This is a genomic window from Dictyoglomus turgidum DSM 6724 (genome assembly GCF_000021645.1).
Taxonomy (GTDB): Bacteria; Dictyoglomota; Dictyoglomia; order Dictyoglomales; family Dictyoglomaceae; genus Dictyoglomus; species Dictyoglomus turgidum.
The window spans coordinates 767643-789734 of sequence record NC_011661.1 but is presented as its reverse complement, the minus strand read 5'-3'; the positions used below and the strand labels follow the sequence as shown (position 1 = coordinate 789734).

Here is a 22092-nt window from a genome sequence, read left to right as displayed (position 1 = left end):
GATTACTCTCCCTTCTCAGTGCCACCAATAGTAATCTCTGATATGAGTATGGTAGGCATACCATCAGTTACAGGCACTCCTTGCCCATCCTTGCCACAAGTCCCAGGTGCAAAACCAATATCATTCCCTACCATCTCAATCTTTTCAAGAACCTTAGGTCCATTTCCTATTAATGTGGCTCCCCTTATAGGATATTTAATCTCCCCATTGAGAACAAAATACCCTTCTTCTATCGCAAAAACAAAGTCTCCAGAAGTCGTATCTACTTGACCCCCTCCCATTTTTACTACATATATCCCTTTTTCTAATCTCTGTAACATGTCCTCCAATTTACTTTCTCCAGGCAAAATAAAAGTATTAGTCATTCGAGGAATAGGAGGATAACGAAAATTTTGTCTTCTTCCATTACCAGAAGGAGGCACATTAAATTTTTTCGCAGTAATCCTTGAATGCATATACCCTTTTAAAACACCCCTATCGATTAAAACATTATAATTAGTCTTAACTCCCTCATCATCTACACCTGAAGATCCATACATTCCCTCAAGTACTCCCGCATCTACCATAGTAACAAGCTCTGAAGCCACCTTTTCTCCAATTTTGTCCTTATAAACCGAAACTTCTTTATCTACCAAATCTGCTTCAAGACCATGGCCTACCGCTTCGTGTATTAGAACACCACCAGCCTTAGAAGATATAACTACAGGCATGACACCTGCTGGAGCTTCTTTTGCCTCAAGAAGCAAAATAGCTCTTCTTGAGGCCTCATAAGGAATTTTGTTAATAACCTCTTCGGTAAATAACTCCCAACCTACCATTCCTGCTATGGATTCATAGCCTGTTTGAATAACCCCATTATAAGATCCGACAGAAAGTCCATATACCACAGTTCTTACTCTCCTATCCTCAACCCAATCCCCATCTGTATTTGCAATAAGAACCTTCTGATCCACAGTCCTTATCACCGAGGTAAATTGTACTATTCTTGAATCATAACTCCTTGCCTTTTCATTCATCATTCTCAAAATATCATATACTTCTTTTATCTCAAAACTTCCCTTATCCTTCAAGGGTCTTATTCCATACTCCTTTTTATCCGATAAAACAACTTTTATATTCTGATCTCTTAAGAATACAGCTTCAGCCAAATTTTGAGCTAGTTTTCTTAATCCCAATAAAGATACGTCAGTAGTATAACCATAAAAAGTTCTATCCCCAAAAATAACTCTAAGTCCTACGCCTATATCTTCTCCTACTACTGCTTCTTCCAATCTATTATCATCAAAATAGAAATAAAGAGAATTATTTACCTCAAAAAATAGTTCTGAGAAATCCCCACCTTTGCTTAAAGAAATGTCAAGAATTTCTTCCAACGCACTTTTAGATATCACCTTTTATTACCCCCAAAATCAAATAGGAGGGAGGAAAAATTTCCCTCCCTCCTTTAAATTAATTTCAAGTTTAAATTTCAGAGAGTTATAGCTCCTACTGGACAAGAATCTGCAGCGTCTTGACAGCATCCTGCAGATTCACAGTCTGCTCCCTCTCTTACTATTGCTTTTCCTTCCTCATCAATTTCAAATACATCAGGACATAAGGAAGCACAAACTCCACATCCAATACAAAGATCTCTGTCTACTTTTGGTGCACTCATTTCTAAACCTCCCTTCTAAAAATCTCAAAAATATCTCTTAAAGCATAGAAAATTTTAATTTAAAAGTCAATTACCATCTTTCCAATACTTGATTTTTGCTCCCAAAGAAAAACCATACTTTTCAAAAAATCCAGCCTTTACCTCTAAAGCATATCTATAAGGTTTAGGGCTGTAATAAACAGGACAATTCTCCTGATCTTTACACGGCTCCATTCTTTGTATATTAAAAATAATTCCGTCTGCTGATATAAAGGCTATATCTAAGGGTACATAGGTATCTTTCATCCAAAATCCAGCATTTGTATCATAAGGAAATACAAAAAGCATTCCATATTCCCACGGAATACTTTTTCTATACATAAGCCCCAATGTCCACAATTCCTCCTTATCTGCTATTTCAATAGGTATTTGTAGAGATCTTCCTTCTTGAGTTATTAAAAGTTTCCCACGAGGAAACTTACTTAAATTTCCTTTCCCGAAGGAAAAGAGAGAAAACATGGTTATAACTAATAAAACTATAAAAACAATAAAGAAAAGAACTGTTCTTTTTTTCATATAATTTTCTCCCTTCTTCTTTTTACTAAATATTTCAGCTATAATTATAATTGATTATGTTCAAAAGAGAAATTGCAGAATTGCCTCTTCATTCAGGAAAAGCTCCTGCCTGGCTTTTTCAGAGAATGAAAAAGCTTGCAAGAGAGATCATTCTTATTTTTGCCATAGAAAACAGAACAGATGAATTCTTAAGAAAATTATCAGATCCTTTTTGGTTTCAGGCCTTAGGGTGTATTCTCGGTTTTGACTGGCACTCAAGTGGTCTTACTACCACTACTGGTGCCGCCCTTAAAGAGGGGTTAGGAGAGCTGTCCCATGAAATAGGACTTTATATTGTAGGAGGAAAAGGTAAAACTGCTCTTAATACCCCTGAAGAGATAACAAAATTAGCGGAAAAGGAGGGTTTTGATCCTCAAAAGTGGATTTTTATAAGTAGAATTGTAGCAAGGGTGGATAATAACGCTATTCAAGATGGATACCAGTTATATCACCATCTTTTAATTTTCACAAAGAAAGGAACTTGGTGTGTCATACAACAAGGCATGAATAATAAAAATAACTTTGCAAGAAGGTATCATTGGCTTGGGGAGGAGCTAAAAAGCTTTACAGAAGAGCCTCACAAAGGAATAATTACTCAGAAATTTGAGGACTATGTTGTAAACTTAGTAGCAAAAGAAAGTAAACAAACTCAAGAAATTATTACAACTCTTATGAAAGAAGACCCCAATAAAGTAATAAGCTTATGGAATAAAGTTTCTCTGAAACTTCCTTCTTATCATCCCATAACCCCTAAAGAAATAAAATCTGAAAACCTAAAAAAAATTTTGTTAAAAACCTACGAGGCTCCACCAAAGGATTTTCAGGAAGTTCTTCTTAAAGAAGGAGTAGGAGCAAAAACTCTGAGAGCTTTAACCCTGATAAGTGAATTAGTTTATGATGCTCCAGCAAGTATTAAAGACCCCGCAAGATTCTCTTTTGCTCATGGTGGAAAAGATGGACACCCATACCCAGTAGATAAAAAAAATTACGACAAAACCATTGAGATATTAGAAAGAGCAATTAAAAATGCAAAATTAGGAAGAAGAGAAGAACTTGAAACGCTAAAAAGGCTCTCCTTCTATTTCCGAATTTAACATTCTTTTACTATAAAGATGGGCTAACCTAACAGGCTCTGGTATTCTATACTTTGTAGAGGTTTTTAGAATAATATCGATAGAGGTATTTAAAGAAATCTTATGTCCTAAGGATACAAATACGGGTTTTACATTATCTTTGGTTCTTACAGCAGCCCCAACAATTTCACCCTTATGATAAATGTACTCAAAAGAGCCTTTTCTCTTATCTGGCTCTTTATAAAACCCTACAAGTATATTCTTAGCACAACCAATAGAAGGGACATCAAGAACATAACCTATGTGAGATGCTATTCCTAATCTTCGAGGATGGGCTATACCTTGTCCATCAAAAATGAGAAGATCAGGTTTAATCTTCAATTTTTCCCAAGCCCTTAAGATTACCGGACCTTCTCTAAAGCTCAAAAAACCTGGAATATATGGAAAATTAACCTCAGAAAGAGCTACCGAAATTTCTACAAGCTCCAAAGTTTTAAAAACCAGTATAGTGATTATCCCTACTATCTTCTCCCCTAAGGAAGAAGTATCTACTCCTCCAATATATCTTAACTCCTTAAACTTATCTTCTAAAATTATCTTTTTACTCAGCTCTTCTTGAAGCTTTACTGTCTCTTCGTATCCTCTCCACTTAAAAAATTCCCGTCCCCAATCCATATATTTCTATTCTCCCAAATTTGTTCTTCTCAACAGGAATAACTAATTTTTCTTTTTCCACATACTTTTCTAAAAATTTAACCAAAATATTTTTAGGTTCTAATACATATATACCATCTATTTTACTAACCTTTCCTATAGGATAAAGAACATATCCATTTAAAAAACCAAAAGCTCTAAGATCATTAATGGATTGAATCAGGAATAAAAGCTCCCTCAGAGATATATGTTTTGTGACTTTTAAAATTTTATCCCTATTTTCTACCTCCGTAAAATCCCTTTGAAGAATATCCTGAGTGACATTTATCTTGGAGTAAAGATTATATAAATTTTTTCTACTGATAAGTATAGTTGAAATTTCAACTTTTTGGGAAGGATTTTTTGAAAGGAATAGCTTTGTGATAATTTCATCCATTAAATTAGGAATTCTAAAAAAGAACTTTTCTTCATCTTCAAGCTTTTCTACTCTTTCAGTATTTTTATATAACTCAATTTCAAAATAAATCTTTGACCTTCTATCAAATCCAGAAAATTTTTCCCAAGGAATACCAATTTCAATTATATCTTTTACCCCTATTAGAACATTATCAGTGGGGTTTTTCTCTAATTTTAGACTCAAAGTATAATCAGTTTTATCTTTTGAATAAAAATTGATAAAAATTCGATAATCCTCACTAAGATAATTTATTGCTTTATCTTTTAAATCAAGCCGAAAATAAAGATTTTTAAAATCATATCCAAAATACAATCCCGTTACCAATTTGCCCTTATTATTTCTCAATAGATTTAAAGAAGAAAGAGCCCACTCATCTTCGGAAGTTATAATTCCATCAATATGAGGGGTAAAAATCAAGGATTTTCTATTCCTCCATAATGGATTTCTAAAAACAATAGGAAAATCAAGAAATGAAGGATAATCTTTACCAATAGATCTATATACGTTCTTCAAATGAGCTCTAAAGATATCATCAAAAATTTCGTCATATCCTGATTCCTGATCATCCCCGTACCACCAAAACCAATCACTACCCTCTGCAGCCATAAGGCTTATCCAGTCTACTTGGTCTTCCCTTTTCTCCACAAGCTTTCTCGTAATAGTTAAATATTCCCATGCTACATTTTCCTCGATCTCTCCAATCCAAGTAGTAAGATCCGCATTTATCCAAGAACCAGTAAAGACATTATTAAGCTCTCCAAAGTTTTGAGTTTTTTCAATAAAGTCTTTTACCGTTGTGGTTTCAATCTCTTCAGAATCAGAAAGCAAACTATAAAGGTTTCTTAAAAATTCTCTTCCATCATTATCATAGTATTCCCAGCAATTTTCACCATCCAAAGCAATGGTTACAAGAAATTCTAAATTTTGAGGTAGACTCTTTTTTATTTTTAAAAGTCGAGAATATAAATCCTTAGCTCCATCTTCAGGAGAATAATTCATATATACAAAGCCAATTCTATCTGACAAAAACTGATCTCTAAAAACTCCAAATACCTCTTTACCTCCTAAATTTATCTTGTAAGGCTTATAAAGAACTTCTGGTTCACTTATAAATCCTTCTCTGTCTCTTATTATTTTTTCCCCTAAACTTTTAAACAGAACCTTTTCATCAGACACAAACCACTTAATACCAAATTTTGAGATAAGCTTTATAAATTCAGGGCTTATCGCCTGTTCTGAGGGCCATATCCCCAAAGATTCTCTATTAAATATCTCCTTGTAATAATCCTTTCCAAGAAGAAGCTGCTTTTCAGCATCCTCTATAAAAGAAAAATAATCAAAGGGAAGAGGAAGTTCTGGGGTAGACACTTTAGCACTATTAATATCTATTAAAAGAGGCATAATGGGATGAAAAAAGGGAGAAAAAATTATCTCAATTTGTCCAGATTCCTGTAAGGTTTTATAAAGAGAAAAGAGCTTCCCTAATATCTCAAATTGCTTATCTATAAGTTTTCTTTTTTCCTCCTCGGTAAAATTTCTACCCTTTCCTACTAAATGATTTAAAAAAGAATCCCTTTTTCTTAAGTCAGGATCAAACCATGCAAGATTATACAATACTTGCAAATCTAAAAAATCTTGAGGAGTATATTCTTCTCGGTTTATTTTTTTATGATAAAGCTCTTTAAAGCGTGGAAATATAAATCCCATTTTTTCCTTATTAAGGAGAAAAAAATTATCTAAAATAAACTTCTTATCTTTGTCATCTAATTCAGAAACCCTTTTAAGGGTTTTCTCCAACCACAAATCGGTGGTTTTTCCTTCTAAATATTCCTTTATTTGTAAAAGCAAACCTGGAACCAAATTAAAAGTCTGTCTTATCTTGGGAAATTCCTTTAGTATGGATACCATATTGTAATAATTCTTTATGCCATGAAGTCTAACCCAGGGAAACATGGATAAATTCTCAGAATTATCTTTGTAATAAGGTTGATGCATATGCCATATAAAACTGACATATAATTTGCTCATTTTTGTCTTGCCTCCTACTAAAAGGTGTTAATTTTGTTAAATATCATATCATTTTAATTTAATTTTTTTCAATTCTAATTGACGCTAAAAGTCTATAGTGCTATAACAAAAAAAACATTAAAAGGAAGGGAGGGAGAGAGAAAGATATATGAGTAGCAGTGAGGACACTATCCCGAGATACTTCTTGTTCGTTTATAAGAATAAAAAGAAAGGAGAAAAAATAACATGGAAAGAAGAAAGCTCTCTCCCTTATTTAAAGGAGGCCAGAGAAAATGTCCAGGGTAATCTGGTCTCCAGTAAAGTACAGGAGGTTTTCCTTTGGAGATATAATAATACTCCTCTTCATAGGGAGTATTATCTATGCTATATCCTCCCTCAATACCATATATTCAAAGCCTACAGAAATAATTAGTTTAGATTTATCTCCTCAAAAACTTCCCCTTTATTCTCTTTTCTCTTTATTAAGAATGATTTTTGCATACTTTATTTCTTTAGTCTTTACCATTGTTTATGCTTACACTGCTGCTTACAAAAAGAGTCTTGAGAAAATTCTTATACCCCTTCTTGATATATTACAATCTATTCCAGTACTTTCTTTTCTTCCTCCAGTATTTATGGCGGTCATTGCTATGTTTCCAGGTTCAAAATTAGGACTTGAAATTACTTCTATAATTCTTATCTTTACAGGACAAGTATGGAACATGGTCTTCAGTTTTTATCAATCCCTAATTTCTATTCCAAAAGATCTAAGAGAAGCAGCCTCGTTACTTAAGCTAAATCCTTGGCAAAGATTTTGGTATTTAGAGCTTCCTTATGCTGCTATCGGATTAATTTGGAATAGTATGATGTCTTGGGCTGGAGGCTGGTTCTTTTTAATGGCATGCGAAATGTTTACTCTAACTAATCAAAACTTTGTTCTGCCAGGACTTGGATCCTATTTATCCTTCGCAGCTTTAAAAGGGGATCTTTTAAAGATATTTTATGGGCTATTTGCTTTAATTACTGTTATAGTACTCTTAGATCAATTAGTTTGGAGACCCCTTCTTGCCTGGAGTCAAAAATTTAAAGTAGAATATGTTCAGGCAGAAGGATATTATTCTTCAAGAGTACTTTTATGGTATAGAAGATCACGCATTTTTGATTTTTTATATAAAAAGGTTATTTTCCCGTTAAGAGAAAAATTAGAAAACTTTTTTGTGCTTTACTATAACAAAAGAGGAACTCAAGAAGGAAAAGCAAGTATAGTTTCGAAATTATTTATCACCCTTATCTCTCTTATTACGATCGCTTTAGTATTAAGAGGCTTTATTGGACTTTTAAGGTTGATTATAACCTTACCCTTACCTATGTGGAAAAACATAATTTATTCAGCCCTTCTCACTCTTTTAAGAGTTACTACTGCAGTATTAATTGCCCTCTCCTGGACTCTTCCCTTAGGGGTAAGGATTGGTATGAATCCAAAGTTATCAAGATTAATCCAACCTGTAGTTCAAATAGTAGCCTCTGTCCCAGCAACAGCAATTTTCCCGGTAATAGTCATGTACCTTATAAATCTCCCAGGAGGGTTAAATATAGCAAGCATTATATTAATGCTTTTGGGTACCCAATGGTATTTACTTTTTAATACTATTGCAGGAGGTATGTCCATCCCCAATGACCTCATAGAAATAAGTGCATTATTAAAATTAAGTAAAATAGATAGATGGAGAATACTTATCCTTCCATCCATTTTGCCTTTTGTTGTGACCGGCGGTATCACTGCTATGGGAGGAGCTTTTAATGCAAGTATAGTCTCCGAATATATAGAGTTTCAAAATCAAATATACAAAATAAAAGGGCTTGGAGCTCTTATTACCGAAGCGTCAAGCAAAGGTGATAACGCACTTCTTGCAGCAAGTACCCTGGTTATGGCTATTATGGTGGTCACTATAAATAGATTATTCTGGAAAAGACTATTTAAAAAATCCGAAGAGTTATTATCTTAAAGTTTAAGGAGGGATAATAATGGAGCTTTTAAGGCTTGAACATATAACTGTTAGCTTTACATTCCCTGAAGGAGAAATAACAGTACTCGATGATATAAACTTTACAGTAAACGAAGGAGATTTTATCGCTCTACTTGGACCATCAGGTTCTGGAAAATCTACCATCTTAAGAGTAATTGCTGGGCTTTTAAAACCAAACAAGGGGAAAGTATATTACAAGGGTGAAGAGATAAAAGGGGTAAATCCTGGAGTTGCCATGGTTTTTCAAAATTTTGCATTATTTCCATGGCTTACAGTACTTGAGAACGTAGAACTTGGTCTTAAAGCAAAAGGAGTACCACCAGAGGAAAGAAAAGAAAAAGCAATTAAAGCCATAGATCTTATTGGGCTTGATGGTTTTGAGAATGCCTATCCTAAAGAACTTTCTGGAGGAATGAAACAAAGGGTTGGTTTTGCAAGAGCCTTGGTTATGGAGCCTGATATATTACTACTGGATGAGCCCTTTTCTGCTCTTGATGTTTTAACCGCTGAGAACTTAAGAAATGACTTAATAGAACTCTGGATAGAAAAAAGAATTCCTACAAAGGCTATAATTCTTGTAACTCACAGCATTGAAGAGGCAGTATATATGGCAGACAGAATAATACTTCTTAGCAAAGATCCAGGAAGGATAATAAAAGAAGTTAGAATCGATCTACCTCATTGGAGAGATAAAAAATCTCAGGAGTTTTTGGATATCGTAGACGAAATATATGGAGTATTAACTGGAAAACCTGTAGAAAGAATTATAGCAAGAGAAAAGAGACCTCTTCATATACCTCAAGCAAGTGTTGGATCCATAACCGGACTTGTAGAATTAGTAAATGACCTTGATGGAAAGGCTGACATATATAAATTAGGAGAAGAACTTCTTATGGACGTAGAAGACCTCTTACCTATCATTGAAGCTTGCGAGATATTAGGCTTTGCTGAAGTCAAAGAAGGAGATTTAATCCTTACAGAAGCAGGTAAAAAATTTTCAGAAGCAGATGTTTTAGAAAGAAAAGAGATTTTCAAAGAATTCGCTATAGAAAAAGTACCATTTCTAAAGCAAATTGTAAAGGTTTTACAATCAAAATCAAATCATAAAGTACCACGTTCCTTCTTCTTAGATTTATTAAAACAGCACCTTTCACCCCAGGAAGCAGAAAGAGAACTAGATATACTTATAGATTGGGGAAGATATGCAGAGCTCTTTGAATATGACGATGACAGAGATGAACTATATTTACCTGAAACCTCTGAGCTCTTAGTAAATGTTCAAAAAGAGGAAGAATAATGTTATAATTTAAAAATAAAAGGGAGGAATAAGATCTTGCAAAGTTTAGTAATAAGTAGATTGAGAATTTTAACCTTCTTGTTCATGACTATATATCTCCTAACAAATGCTTTTTTTGATGATTTTAGAATATTAATCTTAATGATCTTTGCAATACTTTATAGCTCAGTCATGTACTATTTTTCAGCAAGGGAAAAGGTAAAAGAGAGTTTTGTACTATCTCTTATAGATCTTTTTGTCATACTACTTTATCTTTTCTTAATAGATGCTATAGCAGTAAAGTTTTTATTTCTTATTTATCTTCCCACAATAAAAGAAATTCTCTACAGAAGAATTAAAAATGCCTACATGATAAGCTTCCTAGGAAACTTAGGGGTTATAATTTTATCCTTTATATTAAAAGAGAGTTTACCCTTAAAAATAACCACTTCCCTTATTCCCATCTCTTTTCTTCTCCCCTATCTTTCTTCCTCTTATTTAAAAGAAATGGAGGGATCTTAATTTGAAAAAGATTCTTTACACCATTCTCTTTTCGTTTTTATTGTTATCTTTTCTAAACGCTCAACCCCAAAATGTCTATGTTATACCTATAAAAGGAACTATTGAACTTGGTCTTGCCTCGTTCGTAGAAAGAAGTTTAAAAGAAAATCCTAACGCTAAAGCATTCATCTTTGAAATAGACACCTTTGGGGGCAGAGTAGATGCAGCTATCCGTATAAGAGATGCTATATTATCTACACCTAATTTAACTATCGCCTTTATAAAAGATAGAGCCTGGTCAGCTGGAGCCTTAATAGCATTATCCTGCGAAAAAATTATTATCTCTCCCTCAGGCAGTATTGGAGCTGCAGAGCCGCGTCCAGCAGAAGAGAAAACCATTTCAGCCCTTAAAGCCGAATTTGAAAGTACAGCTAAAAAAAGACAAAGAAACCCTAAAATTGCTGCTGCAATGGTAGATGCTGATGAAGTAATTCCAGGATTAAAACAGAAAGGAAAGATATTAACTCTCTATGCTGAAGAGGCCAAAAAGTGGAAAATTGCTGATGAAATATTAGAAGACTTAGACTCTGTATTAAAGTATTTTCGCTTGGAGAAAGCTAAAGTAACAAACTTACACCCCAATTGGGCTGAAAATTTTGTAAGATTTATCACTGATCCTACTGTATCAAGTATTATCTTGACCATTGGAATGCTATCCTTATATGTGGCCATTTTTACCCCTGGTCTTGGATTACCTGAGCTCTTAGCTTTGATATGTCTGGGACTCTTTTTTGGAGGACATTATCTTGCTGGTCTTGCAGGATTAGAACCCTTAATCCTATTTATCCTTGGGCTTATACTCATATTTATAGAAATGCATACGCCAGGATTCGGAATTCCAGGAATAGCAGGCAGTATTTCAGTGTTCCTTAGTATATACTGGACTATAGTTCAAAAAGGAGGTACCTTTCAAGCCCTACTTACAGGAATCTTTGTAGTGCTTTCTCTCATAATATTTTTAGCAATTTATCTACCAAGAAGCCGTGTTTGGAAAAAGTTTGGCCTTTCTGGAAGTCAAAAGAAAGAGTTAGGTTATACTGCAGTTCAAGAGAGAAAAGATTTGATTGGAAAAAAGGGAAAAACTATTACCATGTTACGTCCCACAGGAATTATAGAGATTGACGGGGAAAGATTTGAGGCCTATTCAGAATCAGAATTTATTGAGCCCGGTGAAGAAGTTTTAGTCTTTAAGGTTGAGGGGAATAAAATCTTTGTAAGGAGGAGTGAGAAATGAATTTGATTTGGGGTTTTTTAATTTTAATTTTAGTATTGATATTTCTTGGAGTATTTTTTAGCTTCGTACCTTTAGGTTTATGGATCTCTGCTCTTGCTGCAGGAGTTTCCATAAGAATTACCGATCTAATTGGAATGAGGCTTAGAAGGGTTCCACCTGGAGTAATAATAAACTCCTTAATCAAAGCTCATAAAGCTGGACTTTCAGAGGTGACTCTTGATAAATTAGAAGCTCATTACTTAGCTGGTGGAAATGTAGATAAAGTAGTAAATGCTTTAATTGCTGCCCAGAGAGCAGGTATTCCCTTGACCTTTGAAAAAGCAGCAGCTATAGACCTTGCAGGAAGGGATGTATTAGAAGCAGTACAAATGAGTGTTAATCCAAAAGTTATTGAAACTCCTGTGGTAGCTGCTGTAGCGAAAGACGGTATTGAATTAAAAGCCAAAGCAAGAGTAACAGTAAGAGCAAATATTGAAAGATTAGTAGGAGGAGCAGGAGAAGCTACAATTATAGCAAGAGTTGGAGAAGGAATAGTAACCACTATTGGTTCTGCAGAAAGTTATAAAGAAGTTTTAGAAAATCCAGATAGCATTTCAAAAACAGTACTTGCAAAAGGACTCGATGCGGGAACTGCCTTTGAGATAGTATCTATTGATATAGCTGATGTAGATGTAGGAAATAATGTGGGAGCAAGGTTAAAAATGGATCAAGCAGAAGCTGATATGAGAATCGCACAAGCTCAAGCTGAAAGTAGAAGGGCCCTTGCCATTGCAAGAGAACAGGAAATGAAAGCCCTTACTCAAGAGATGAGAGCAAGATTAATAGAAGCCGAAAAAGAAGTACCCCTTGCTATAGCAGAAGCATTAAGAAGCGGAAAAATTGGAGTCTTAGATTACTATACCCTAAAGAATATAATAGCAGATACTGCAATGAGAGAAGCCATCTCTAAATTAGGACAAAAAGAAGAAGAGGGAAGGAAAGACTAAATGTTTGAATGGCTGATAATTTTATATATACTCTTTGTTATTGTTTCTGCCATATTAAACACTGCAAAAGAAGTAAAGAATAAAAGAGAAATTATCATAAAAAAAGCTGAGATACCTAAAGAAGAAGAGATTAAAAAAGAAGTTCCAAAAGAGATTTTACTCCCTAAGAAAACAGTTGAAAAAAAGGAAAAAATAGAAGAAAAAGTTAAAAAGGAAAAAAAGATTGAAGAAACATATATTGAAAAAAGCCTAAAAAATAATTTACCAGAGATTATAGCACTTATAGAAATTATTGGTCCTCCAAAAGCATATCAAAATTGGACAGTTCCTTATAGGAAGAAAAATTAAAAACCTTAAACGAGTCAAAGCCAAATTCTCTAACTACTGAGAGGCAGACTTTTTTCTTAACATCCTCCATGGAAGGAGAAAAGTCTGCCTCTTTTAGTATTGAGGTAACTTTTTTATCCTTTAAACCACAAGGAATTATATAAGAAAAAGGTGTTAAATCGTTACTTACATTTAACGCAAATCCATGATAAGAGACTTTTTTCTTTATAGCAATACCTATAGCAGCTATTTTCCTATCACCTACCCAAACTCCTGGATATTTTAGATTCTCTTTTGCCTCTATACCATACTCATTAAGGACGTTTATGATAGATCTCTCAATTTTTAAAACAAAATTTTTTACCCCTTCAACCCTGAAAATAAGATAACCTACAAGTTGTAAGGGACCATGATAAGTAATATCTCCTCCCCTATCAACCCTTAAAAAGTCTATCCCTATATCTTCAAGCTCTTCCTTCCTCTTAAGTAAATTACTCTCATTTCCGAACTTTCCCAAGGTTATTACTGGAAAGTGTTCTAAAAGTATCAAGGTATCGTAAATAATATTATTTACCCTCAAATCATGAAGTTTTCTCTGAAAATTCCATGCGTCTTCATATTTTATTTTCTCTTTAAAATCAATTACTAATAGCTTCTTCATACCTTAGTTTAAAACTTTCCTTTTTATAATACTTTTTGATTATAAACATGTAATAATTAGCAACTGCTTTTAAAGATATGTCTGTGGCCATAGCAATCCATGCTCCAGTAAGTCCTAAACCCATCTTCAAAGCTAACACATAAGCGAGAGGTATCCTAATAGACCACATACCTACGCCACTTATTACCATAGGAATCTTAGAAAAACCAGCTCCTCTTAAGGATCCAGACATAACATTTGCAGTTGCAAGAAGTGGTTGAATCACGGCAATAATTTTTAATACTGATGAAGCACATTTAATTACTTCCATATCTCTTGTAAATATTTGAACCAGATACTCCGGAAAGAAAAAAAGAAGGACGCCAACACTTCCCATGAAGATAACAGCTTTCCTCCATGATTCAATAGAGGCTAATCTTGCCAAATCATCTTCCCTTGCCCCCTTATACTGCCCCACAAGAGTTGTTGCTGCAACCCCAAAAGCAAAACCAGGCTGAAAAGAAAGAGATTCTACATTTAATGCTATTCTATGAGCTGCATAAACCTTAGTACCCAAGCTTAATACAATAGTAGCATAAAGAAGAGCTCCCATGTTAAAGAGGAGTTGCTCAAGAGATGTAGGAATACCTATCTTTAGTATTTGGGTACTGACATCTTTCTCAGGAACAATCTTGCAGGAAAACTTACAGCTTAAAAAATCATTTCTCTTATAAATAATATAAAAAAGAATAACCATACCTAACAAGCGAGACAAAGTTGTTGCCAAAGCTGCACCTGCAACCCCCATCTTAGGAAATCCAAATTTGCCAAAAACAAACACATAATCCAAGAAAATATTTAAAGCATTTGAAACTATACTTACATATAAGGGGGTTTTTGTATCACCTGACCCCCTCAAAGCAGAAGAGATTATAGACATATACACAATTAAAAAGCTAGGAATAAGAATGTATTTTAAATAAAGAGAAGAATTATAAAGAAGCTCTCCTTTTGCACCTAAAATCTGTAAAAGTTTATCGGTTCCAAATAAACCAAATAGAAGAATCAAAATTGAGAGATAAAAGCCTAAAACTAATGAGTTCTCCAAATACCTTGCAGCATCATTATGCTTTTTAGCACCTACACTATAAGCCACTGTAACCATAGTACCCACAGTAAGAGACGCAATAATAGCAAGAATTACGTTAATAACTTGCATCCCTAATCCCACCGCGGCAAGAGCAACCGCTCCTAAAAACCCTACAAAAATCATATCCACAAAACTAAAGACAAGCTGAAATAGGTTTTCTAACAAAACGGGTATAGCAAGAGCAAGAACTCTTTTACCTATTTTACCCCGTTCATCTTCAAGCATCTTTGCTTTTCCTCCAACTATATAACCCCATTAAAAAAGAGAGGCTGGAGTTTCATGGTTATTTCTCCAGCCTCTCGTAAGGAGGGGGGTGTGTGAATATATTATATTCGAAAGCATACTTTTTTGCAATGAAAAGATAAGCTAAAATAAAAGTATAAAAATTTAGGAGGTGTCTTTTATGATCCAAAAAAGACCCTATGGCAAAAATAGAGAACTCCTCTCTATTATTGGATTTGGTGGAATATTAGTAATGAACGAAGAACAAAAGGAAGCCAACAGGAGAGTTGCTGAAGCTATAGATCTTGGAATTAACTACTTTGATGTGGCACCATCCTATGGAGATGCTGAAGATAAACTTGGACCAGCCCTTCGTGGAAAAAGAAAAGATATTTTTCTCGCTTGTAAAACCATGGAAAGAATCAAGGACAAAGCTTGGGAAGAACTTCAAAGGTCTCTAAAAAAACTTGAAACAGACCATTTTGATCTATATCAGTTACATGCCATGACTACAGAAGAAGATTTCCAATTAGTTACAGGTCCTAATGGGGCTTTAGAAGCTTTTATAAAAGCTAAAAAAGATGGAATAATAAGATATATAGGATTTTCAGCTCATTCTGTTGAAGTCGCCTTAAAACTTCTTGAAATCTTTGATTTTGATTCTATTCTTTTCCCTATAAATTGGGTAAATTTCTTTAACGGAAATTTTGGTCCTCAGGTAGTAAAAAAAGCGCAAGAAAAAAACGTAACCATACTTGCCTTAAAAGCGATGGCAAAGACTATAATTCCAGAAGGACAAGAAAGAAGATATCCCAAATGTTGGTATGACCCTATAGATGACAAAGAACTTGCCCAACTGGCATTAAGATTTACCTTATCTCAACCCATAACAGCAGCTATACCCCCTGGGGAATATAAATTCTTCAAATGGGCAGTAGAAGTTGGAGAAAACTTTAAACCACTAACTGATGAGGAGTTAAATATTCTTAAACAAAAAGCTCAAGACTTAGAACCAATCTTTAAAGTTTCTTAACATAAAATCTATTGAAATGTTATCAATTTTTGATATACTCCATATGGTATATTAAAAGGGAGGTGAAAAAATGGAGTTTATATCCATAACAAAACCTATAGAAAAGATTGAAGAAGTACAAGATGTAATTATCTTAGGAGGAGGACCAGCAGGGCTTACAGCAGGAATATATACTGGAAGAAATCTATGGCGAACCCTAATTATTGAAAAGGGTATATTAGGAGGCAATGCAGCTCTTACAGAAAAAATAGACAATTATCCTGGTTTTCCAGAAGGAATAACGGGTGAAGAGTTAGTAAAAAGAATGGAAACTCAAGCTAAAAAATTTGGTTCCAAAATATTAGAATCTGATGTATTATCCTTAAAAATAGACGGAAACTGGAAAATAGTTGAAACATCACAGGGAACTTTCAGAGCTCCTACTCTTATTATCGCAACTGGAACAAGACCAAGAAAATTAGAGGTCCCTGGAGAAGAAGACTTTATAGGGAAAGGTGTTTCCTATTGTGCAGTATGTGATGGCGCCTTTTTTATTAGGAAAAAAGTAGCAGTTATTGGAGGAGGAGATTCTGCTGTTGAGGAGGCAATTTACCTAACAAAATTTGCCGAAGAAGTAACAATTATTCATCGAAGAGATACTCTAAGAGCCGAAAAGATAACTCAGCAAAGAGCTTTCTCTAATCCTAAAATTAAATTTCTATGGAGCCATGTAGTAAAAGCCATAGAAGGAGAGAAAAAAGTTGAAAGATTAGTATTAGAAGATCTTAAAACAGGAGAAACCAAAATTTTTCCTGTAGATGGTGTATTCATCTACGTAGGTTTAATTCCTAATACAGAGCTTTTTAAAGATATTTTGAATTTAGATCCAAATGGTTTTATAATAACAGATGAGAAAATGCATACTTCTATGCCTGGAATATATGCAGCAGGAGATGTAAGAGGTAAGGTTTTAAGACAAATAGTAACTGCGGTCGCTGATGGAGCAATAGCTGGTATGGAAGCAAGCAAATTTTTAGAAGAATTAAATTACAAGGAGGTTTAACAAATGGCTCTATTAAAAGAAGAGGACCGTCAATATTTGGAAAATCTATTTAGAGAAAATCTCAAGGACAAGTTAAAAATTATACTTTTCAGCGATAAAGCTGCAGGAAGTAAATTAGTTGTTCCAGGAAGAGTTGAATGCCCTTATTGTCAACAAACAAGAGAAATTTTAGAAGAGCTTGTGTCTCTCTCAGACAAATTAGAACTCGAAATTCATGACTTCTTAACCGACGAAATACTTGCTAAAAAATACAATTTGGACAAAATTCCTGCAATTCTTTTCGAAAAGAATAATAATGTACTGGGAGTAAGATATTTTGGTATTCCATCAGGTTATGAATTCTCAAGTCTAATTGAGGATATTATTGATATATCTCGTGGTGAAACTCAACTTTCACCAAATACAAAAGCCTTTCTTGCCACTGTTGATAAACCAGTACATATTCAGGTATTTGTCACCCCTACATGTCCCTATTGTCCAAGAGCAGTAAGACTTGCCCACCAATTTGCCATGGAAAATCCACTAATTACTGCAGATATGATTGAGGCCATTGAATTTCCACATCTTGCTGAGAAATACGATGTGACTGGTGTTCCCAAGACCATAATAAATGAAAAGGTAGAAATCGAGGGAGCTGTACCAGAAAATGTCTTTCTCGAATATTTCAAGTCTGCTTTAAAAGCTTAGTCTAAGTTTCCATAAAAATAATTTAAAGCCTCACCTGCAAGATATAGAGACCCTGTGATAAGTATTAAATCTTCAGGTGAGGCTTCTTTTTTGACAAAATTTATTGCCTCATAAAAGTTAGTATGTAGATTTATATTAGCATCGGCATTAAAAGATTTAACTATATTACCAAGCTCCTCTGGACTTCTAGTTCTATGAGAAGATAAGGGAACAAAATTGTAGCTATAAACCAAAGGATTCAAGATTTTAAGAAAACCTTCAGCATCCTTATCTTTCATAAGCCCGCATATTAAGAATAACCTATTAAAGTTTACATAATTTTTTAAAGTATCTCTTAAAGCTATAGCAGATTCCACATTATGGGCTCCATCTATGATTGTCAAAGGACTTTTACTAACAATTTGAAATCTCCCCATCCATTGTACTTTTTTAAATCCTTCTCTCACAGTTTCATAATCTATACTTAATTTATCCCTTAGTAAATATATGGCTCCAAAGGCAGTAATAGCATTAACAATTTGATGTTCTCCAAGAAGGGGAATAAAAAACTCTTCATTTATATCTTTTCCACTCAATAAAAACCTCTGTCCGTTAAGACTAAAATCTTTTCTTTCCCATTTAAAAAGATTATCTATTTTATAATAAATAGCATTTCTCTCCTTTGCAACTTTTGCGATAACTTTCTCTGCTTCCTCTTTTTGAATAGAAGATATGACAAATTTTCCTTCCTTAATTATTCCAGCCTTCTCAAAGGCAATTTTCTCGATTGTATTACCTAATATATGCATATGGTCAAAACCTATGGGAGTTATGATCGAGACAAGAGGATTAATAACATTTGTTGCATCTAATCTCCCCCCAAGTCCCACTTCTATAACCACATAATCAAGTTTTTTTATGTAAAAATATAAAAAAGCAAGAGCAGTTAAAACTTCAAAAAAGGTTGGAGGGCCAAAAATAGGATGTTTCTTAGCCTCTTCTATATAGGGCTTTGCGTAATCAATGAGATCAATAAATTCTTCTTGAGAGATGAAACCCTTATGGGTAGATATTCTTTCCCTTATGGATTGAAGATGAGGAGAAGTGTAAAGACCTACCTTATAACCTGCCTCCTTCAAGATTGAAAAAATCATAGCTGAGGTAGATCCCTTGCCTTTTGTGCCAGCCACATGAAAAGCCTGGAGATTATCTTGAGGATTCCCCATTAATTTCAATAAGTATCTCATTCGTTCGAGATAAAATTTTTTTTCTTCATAGGTTATGTTGTCAAGACGTTTCTCATAATTAATAAAGCTATTAAGGTAATTTAATCTCTCAAAGTATGACACTTTTTTATCCCTCCCAGTTTTATTAACACAATTTTTATTGATTTTAACATCTTTTTGTGTTAAATTTATTTCCGTAAAATCTGGATCAACGGTGACCAAAGTTTCCAATGAAGAATTTAACATAATTTCTTTTTATTATAATTGTTTTAGAAAGGAGTTGTCTATATATGATAAGGGAAGAGGTTTCTTACTTAGTCATCCCAAAAGAAGTAGAGGATATTCTTATATCCTGTAAAGGAATTATAATTCCTGAAAGTAGAGAACATTTCTTAGAACTTGCTATGGGCGGGAAGGACAATATGGAGTTTGAAGTAAAATACGAAGTATCTGGAAAGGGAGAAGTGGTAGAAGCAGTAATCACAAGAGCTAAAAATGGTATCGTAGTAAATTATCCAGATGTCTACATGAGAAGAAGAGACCCAGATAGCTTGGTTGTAGGGGACGAGGGAGATACTGACAAACCTACATTTAAAGAAAGATTTGGAGAGGATTTTGACTCTTTAAGAGAAAAAACCTTTAATTGGCTTAAAGGACAGGAATTAATTGTCATGCCCTTTATGTCTGGAGGGCATGAATTGGGATATCCGTCTCTTTTAATTGCTCCTTCTAATGCAGGATTTTTTGCATGGGCTCTTGCAGATATTCAAGGTTTCATACCAAGAAATCAGTTAAGAGAAAAATTTGAACCTATGGCCATCGTTTATGTAGCACCTCCCTTTAGGCATACGCATTTTTCAGGCAAACAGATAGTGGTACACTATAGGTCCAACGGAAGACACGAGGTATTTTCCTATAATTTATATCCTGGGCCAAGTGCTAAAAAGGGTATCTATGGGGTGCTTATAAATATAGGTGAAATGGAAGGATGGGTTACTGCTCATGCTTCTACAGTAAAGATAGTTACTCCTTATGATAATGAATTAGTAATTATGCACGAAGGAGCAAGTGGTGGTGGAAAGAGTGAAATGATCCAGCAAATGCATAGAGAAAAAGATAACAGAATCCTGGTAGGAGAAAATATAATTACAGGAGAAAGATATTACATTGAGATAAAGGAATCATGTGAAATATTTCCTATAACTGACGACATGGCTTTATGTCATCCAAGACTTCAAAATGGAAGTGGCAAAATGGTTATAAAAGATGCAGAACAAGGATGGTTTGTAAGGGTAGACCAAATAAAAAGATATGGGACTGATCCGCAACTTGAAGGAATTACTATCCATCCCCCAGAGCCTCTTATATTCCTAAATATTGAGGGGCATCCTGGAGCTACAGCCTTAATATGGGAACACACTATGGACGAACCAGGAAAGCCCTGTCCTAATCCAAGGGTAATATTGCCAAGAAGATTTGTACCTAACATCATAAATGAACCTGTTGAGGTAGATGTAAGAAGCTTTGGATTTAGAACCCCTCCTTGCACAAAGGAAAAACCTACCTACGGAATAGTAGGGTTATTCCATGTACTTCCACCTGCATTAGCCTGGCTATGGAGATTAGTAAGTCCAAGAGGATATGATAACCCAAGCATAACTGATGGAGATCTCATGAGCAGTGAAGGAGTTGGATCATATTGGCCCTTTGCTACAGGAAAAATGGTAAAACAAGCCAATCTTTTATTGCAACAAATTTTAGATTATCCTCGTACTCAGTATATACTTATACCCAATCAATATATCGGAGCATATAGAGTAGGATTTATGCCTGAATGGATAGTAAGAGAGTATTTAGCTAAAAGAGGCAGCGCAAGGATTAAACCTGATAATCTGAAGCCTGCAAGATGTTCACTTTTAGGATTTGCCCTTGAAACCCTAAAAGTGGAAGGACATTATATACCTAAGGCTCTTCTACAAGTAGATCAGCAACCTGAAGTAGGACCTGAAGCTTATGACAAAGGGGCAGAAATGCTCAAAGCATTCTTCAAAAAAGAATTACAAAAATTCCTCTCTTTAGATCTTGATCCCTTAGGCAAAAGAATTATAGAGTGTTGTCTTGCGGACGGTACTTTAGAAGACTATATAAAACTTATTCCTCCTCGAAGATAAAAGAGATTTTAAATTTTTTTTACTTTAAAAAATATATCGAAAGTGGTATAACATAAATTGAAAGAAAAAATTAAAACGATTATATTCGAGGAGGAATATAAAATGAAGGAGGTAAAAGTACCAATAGGTGTGTCTGCACGCCATGTCCACCTCTCTCAGGATGATCTGGAGAGGTTATTTGGAAAGAATTATGAACTACACCCCTTGAAGCCATTGTCTCAGCCAGGTCAATTTGCAGCAGAAGAAGAGGTAGAACTAATTGGACCTAAGAGATCTCTCAAAGTAAGAATTCTTGGCCCAGTAAGAAAAAATACCCAAGTAGAATTAGCATTAACTGATGTAATTTATCTTGGGCTTCCCACAATCCCTCCAGTAAGAGACTCCGGAGATATTGAGGGGACTCCAGGAATAAAAATGAGAGGACCCTTAGGAGAGATTGAAATACCTCAGGGAGTTATTATTGCTTGGAGACATATTCATACGCCAGAAAATATAGCACAAGAATTAGGGCTTGTAGACAAACAATTAGTAAAAGTTAAAGTAGAAGGAGTAAGAGCGATTACTTTTGAAAATGTCTTAATAAGGATAAGCAATAAATTTGCTTGGGAATTCCATATTGATACCGACGAAGCAAATGCGGCAATGGTGAAGACAGGTGATAAGGCAATAGTAATTTTTGAACCAGTCAAAATACCACAAATAACTTAAAAGTATAAATTTAAAAAATTAAGCCAAAATCTCAAAGAGGGAGACTTGATTCTCCCTCTTTTTTTAGGAGGTAAGAGTAATGAGTACTATAATAATAGTACTCCTTATAGGAGTAATTATTGCTCTTTTACTTTCCTTTCAAAATCAAGCTCTAATAACCATTTATTTTCTAAATTGGTCCTTTCAAGAAAAAATATTTACTGTTTTATTTTTAACCTTTGCTTCTGGTGTAATTCTTGCTTTTATAAGCGTACTGCCAACTATCATCAAAGATAAAAGAACTATAGCAAAGTTAAACAAAAAAATAAAAGAGTTAGAAAAAAGTATCAATAAGGAGAATATACCTGAGCAGAGTAGTGAGAAATAAATAACATTTGACAAGAG

Annotated in this window: 21 protein-coding genes; 13 read left to right on the top strand and 8 right to left on the bottom strand. The window is 34.3% G+C overall.

Translation table 11 applies throughout. From position 1 onward, the window contains the following. Nucleotides 1–2: 2 nt before the first annotated feature. The 3 genes from DTUR_RS03915 to DTUR_RS03905 form a co-directional block, all read right to left on the bottom strand. Complete coding sequence (locus DTUR_RS03915; protein ID WP_012583142.1) at nucleotides 3–1391, bottom strand: TldD/PmbA family protein; 1389 nt, start codon at nucleotides 1389–1391, stop codon at nucleotides 3–5. Between the two features lie 77 nt (nucleotides 1392–1468). Then, nucleotides 1469–1654 (bottom strand): ferredoxin, encoded by a 186-nt coding sequence (locus tag DTUR_RS03910; protein WP_012583141.1) that lies wholly within the window; start codon nucleotides 1652–1654, stop codon nucleotides 1469–1471. 66 nt (nucleotides 1655–1720) lie between these two features. Continuing rightward, a complete protein-coding gene (locus DTUR_RS03905; protein WP_012583140.1) occupies nucleotides 1721–2209 on the bottom strand; it encodes a DUF192 domain-containing protein in 489 nt (162 codons plus the stop codon). Nucleotides 2210–2265: 56 nt separating this feature from the next. On the opposite strand from DTUR_RS03905, the gene DTUR_RS03900 reads away from it, so the two are divergent. Further along, on the top strand, nucleotides 2266–3342 hold the full coding sequence (locus DTUR_RS03900; RefSeq protein ID WP_012583139.1) for a DUF763 domain-containing protein: 1077 nt from the start codon (nucleotides 2266–2268) through the stop codon (nucleotides 3340–3342). Here DTUR_RS03900 and nfi read toward each other — a convergent pair. Then, nucleotides 3310–3996, bottom strand: coding sequence for a deoxyribonuclease V (nfi, locus tag DTUR_RS03895; RefSeq protein WP_012583138.1), 687 nt, complete (start codon nucleotides 3994–3996; stop codon nucleotides 3310–3312). The genes DTUR_RS03900 and nfi overlap by 33 nt on opposite strands. Next, a complete protein-coding gene (locus tag DTUR_RS03890) occupies nucleotides 3971–6460 on the bottom strand; it encodes a glycoside hydrolase family 57 protein (RefSeq protein WP_012583137.1) in 2490 nt (829 codons plus the stop codon). Before DTUR_RS03890 ends, nfi begins: the two co-directional genes overlap by 26 nt. Before the next feature lie 272 nt (nucleotides 6461–6732). Between DTUR_RS03890 and DTUR_RS03885 the strand changes: the two genes are divergently transcribed. Genes DTUR_RS03885 through DTUR_RS03860 form a run of 6 tightly spaced genes read left to right on the top strand, consistent with a single transcriptional unit; the run spans nucleotide 6733 to nucleotide 12871 of the window. Continuing rightward, nucleotides 6733–8445: an ABC transporter permease gene (locus DTUR_RS03885; RefSeq protein ID WP_012583136.1), complete on the top strand. Its 1713-nt coding sequence runs from the start codon at nucleotides 6733–6735 to the stop codon at nucleotides 8443–8445. A 19-nt stretch (nucleotides 8446–8464) separates the two neighbouring features. Beyond that, entirely contained in the window at nucleotides 8465–9763 is a 1299-nt protein-coding gene (locus tag DTUR_RS03880; protein ID WP_012583135.1) for an ABC transporter ATP-binding protein, read from the top strand. 36 nt (nucleotides 9764–9799) lie between these two features. Next, a complete protein-coding gene (locus DTUR_RS03875; protein ID WP_012583134.1) occupies nucleotides 9800–10264 on the top strand; it encodes a hypothetical protein in 465 nt (154 codons plus the stop codon). Between the two features lies 1 nt (nucleotide 10265). After that, entirely contained in the window at nucleotides 10266–11537 is a 1272-nt protein-coding gene (locus DTUR_RS03870; RefSeq protein WP_012583133.1) for an NfeD family protein, read from the top strand. Further along, entirely contained in the window at nucleotides 11534–12523 is a 990-nt protein-coding gene (floA, locus tag DTUR_RS03865) for a flotillin-like protein FloA (RefSeq protein WP_012583132.1), read from the top strand. Before DTUR_RS03870 ends, floA begins: the two co-directional genes overlap by 4 nt. Further along, on the top strand, nucleotides 12524–12871 hold the full coding sequence (locus DTUR_RS03860) for a hypothetical protein (protein WP_012583131.1): 348 nt from the start codon (nucleotides 12524–12526) through the stop codon (nucleotides 12869–12871). Here DTUR_RS03860 and lipB read toward each other — a convergent pair. Together lipB and DTUR_RS03850 are read right to left on the bottom strand one after the other, a co-directional pair. Next, entirely contained in the window at nucleotides 12813–13511 is a 699-nt protein-coding gene (lipB, locus tag DTUR_RS03855) for a lipoyl(octanoyl) transferase LipB (protein WP_012583130.1), read from the bottom strand. The genes DTUR_RS03860 and lipB overlap by 59 nt on opposite strands. Continuing rightward, entirely contained in the window at nucleotides 13489–14865 is a 1377-nt protein-coding gene (locus tag DTUR_RS03850; protein WP_012583129.1) for an MATE family efflux transporter, read from the bottom strand. Before DTUR_RS03850 ends, lipB begins: the two co-directional genes overlap by 23 nt. A gap of 178 nt (nucleotides 14866–15043) precedes the next feature. Between DTUR_RS03850 and DTUR_RS03845 the strand changes: the two genes are divergently transcribed. The 3 genes from DTUR_RS03845 to pdo all read left to right on the top strand — a co-directional run bounded on the left by DTUR_RS03845 (nucleotide 15044) and on the right by pdo (nucleotide 17624). Further along, nucleotides 15044–15895, top strand: a complete 852-nt coding sequence (locus tag DTUR_RS03845; RefSeq protein ID WP_012583128.1) for an aldo/keto reductase — start codon at nucleotides 15044–15046, stop codon at nucleotides 15893–15895. A gap of 70 nt (nucleotides 15896–15965) precedes the next feature. Next, nucleotides 15966–16937, top strand: coding sequence for a thioredoxin-disulfide reductase (trxB, locus tag DTUR_RS03840; protein WP_012583127.1), 972 nt, complete (start codon nucleotides 15966–15968; stop codon nucleotides 16935–16937). A gap of 3 nt (nucleotides 16938–16940) precedes the next feature. Next, a complete protein-coding gene (gene pdo, locus DTUR_RS03835; RefSeq protein WP_012583126.1) occupies nucleotides 16941–17624 on the top strand; it encodes a protein disulfide oxidoreductase in 684 nt (227 codons plus the stop codon). On the opposite strand, the gene DTUR_RS03830 is transcribed toward pdo, so the two are convergent. Then, nucleotides 17621–18952 (bottom strand): bifunctional folylpolyglutamate synthase/dihydrofolate synthase, encoded by a 1332-nt coding sequence (locus DTUR_RS03830; protein WP_012583125.1) that lies wholly within the window; start codon nucleotides 18950–18952, stop codon nucleotides 17621–17623. The genes pdo and DTUR_RS03830 overlap by 4 nt on opposite strands. A gap of 167 nt (nucleotides 18953–19119) precedes the next feature. On the opposite strand from DTUR_RS03830, the gene DTUR_RS03825 reads away from it, so the two are divergent. The 3 genes from DTUR_RS03825 to DTUR_RS03815 all read left to right on the top strand — a co-directional run bounded on the left by DTUR_RS03825 (nucleotide 19120) and on the right by DTUR_RS03815 (nucleotide 22075). Further along, the gene (locus DTUR_RS03825) at nucleotides 19120–21000 is read left to right on the top strand and encodes a DUF4914 family protein (RefSeq protein ID WP_012583124.1); all 1881 of its coding nucleotides are present in this window, start codon (nucleotides 19120–19122) and stop codon (nucleotides 20998–21000) included. Nucleotides 21001–21102: 102 nt separating this feature from the next. Next, nucleotides 21103–21708, top strand: a complete 606-nt coding sequence (locus DTUR_RS03820) for a phosphate propanoyltransferase (protein ID WP_012583123.1) — start codon at nucleotides 21103–21105, stop codon at nucleotides 21706–21708. Between the two features lie 79 nt (nucleotides 21709–21787). Then, nucleotides 21788–22075 carry a LapA family protein gene (locus DTUR_RS03815; RefSeq protein ID WP_012583122.1) on the top strand — a complete coding sequence of 96 codons (288 nt, stop codon included), beginning with the start codon at nucleotides 21788–21790 and terminating at the stop codon, nucleotides 22073–22075. The last annotated feature ends 17 nt before the right edge of the window (nucleotides 22076–22092 follow it).

Coding starts and splice junctions, on each gene's coding strand:
- DTUR_RS03910 (WP_012583141.1), bottom strand. CDS start 1,654: ATGAGTGCACCAAAAGTAGACAGAGATCTTTGTATTGGATGTGGAGTT.
- DTUR_RS03905 (WP_012583140.1), bottom strand. CDS start 2,209: ATGAAAAAAAGAACAGTTCTTTTCTTTATTGTTTTTATAGTTTTATTA.
- DTUR_RS03900 (WP_012583139.1), top strand. CDS start 2,266: ATGTTCAAAAGAGAAATTGCAGAATTGCCTCTTCATTCAGGAAAAGCT.
- nfi (WP_012583138.1), bottom strand. CDS start 3,996: ATGGATTGGGGACGGGAATTTTTTAAGTGGAGAGGATACGAAGAGACA.
- DTUR_RS03890 (WP_012583137.1), bottom strand. CDS start 6,460: ATGAGCAAATTATATGTCAGTTTTATATGGCATATGCATCAACCTTAT.
- DTUR_RS03885 (WP_012583136.1), top strand. CDS start 6,733: ATGTCCAGGGTAATCTGGTCTCCAGTAAAGTACAGGAGGTTTTCCTTT.
- DTUR_RS03880 (WP_012583135.1), top strand. CDS start 8,465: ATGGAGCTTTTAAGGCTTGAACATATAACTGTTAGCTTTACATTCCCT.
- floA (WP_012583132.1), top strand. CDS start 11,534: ATGAATTTGATTTGGGGTTTTTTAATTTTAATTTTAGTATTGATATTT.
- DTUR_RS03860 (WP_012583131.1), top strand. CDS start 12,524: ATGTTTGAATGGCTGATAATTTTATATATACTCTTTGTTATTGTTTCT.
- lipB (WP_012583130.1), bottom strand. CDS start 13,511: ATGAAGAAGCTATTAGTAATTGATTTTAAAGAGAAAATAAAATATGAA.
- DTUR_RS03850 (WP_012583129.1), bottom strand. CDS start 14,865: ATGCTTGAAGATGAACGGGGTAAAATAGGTAAAAGAGTTCTTGCTCTT.
- DTUR_RS03845 (WP_012583128.1), top strand. CDS start 15,044: ATGATCCAAAAAAGACCCTATGGCAAAAATAGAGAACTCCTCTCTATT.
- trxB (WP_012583127.1), top strand. CDS start 15,966: ATGGAGTTTATATCCATAACAAAACCTATAGAAAAGATTGAAGAAGTA.
- pdo (WP_012583126.1), top strand. CDS start 16,941: ATGGCTCTATTAAAAGAAGAGGACCGTCAATATTTGGAAAATCTATTT.
- DTUR_RS03825 (WP_012583124.1), top strand. CDS start 19,120: ATGATAAGGGAAGAGGTTTCTTACTTAGTCATCCCAAAAGAAGTAGAG.
- DTUR_RS03820 (WP_012583123.1), top strand. CDS start 21,103: ATGAAGGAGGTAAAAGTACCAATAGGTGTGTCTGCACGCCATGTCCAC.
- DTUR_RS03815 (WP_012583122.1), top strand. CDS start 21,788: ATGAGTACTATAATAATAGTACTCCTTATAGGAGTAATTATTGCTCTT.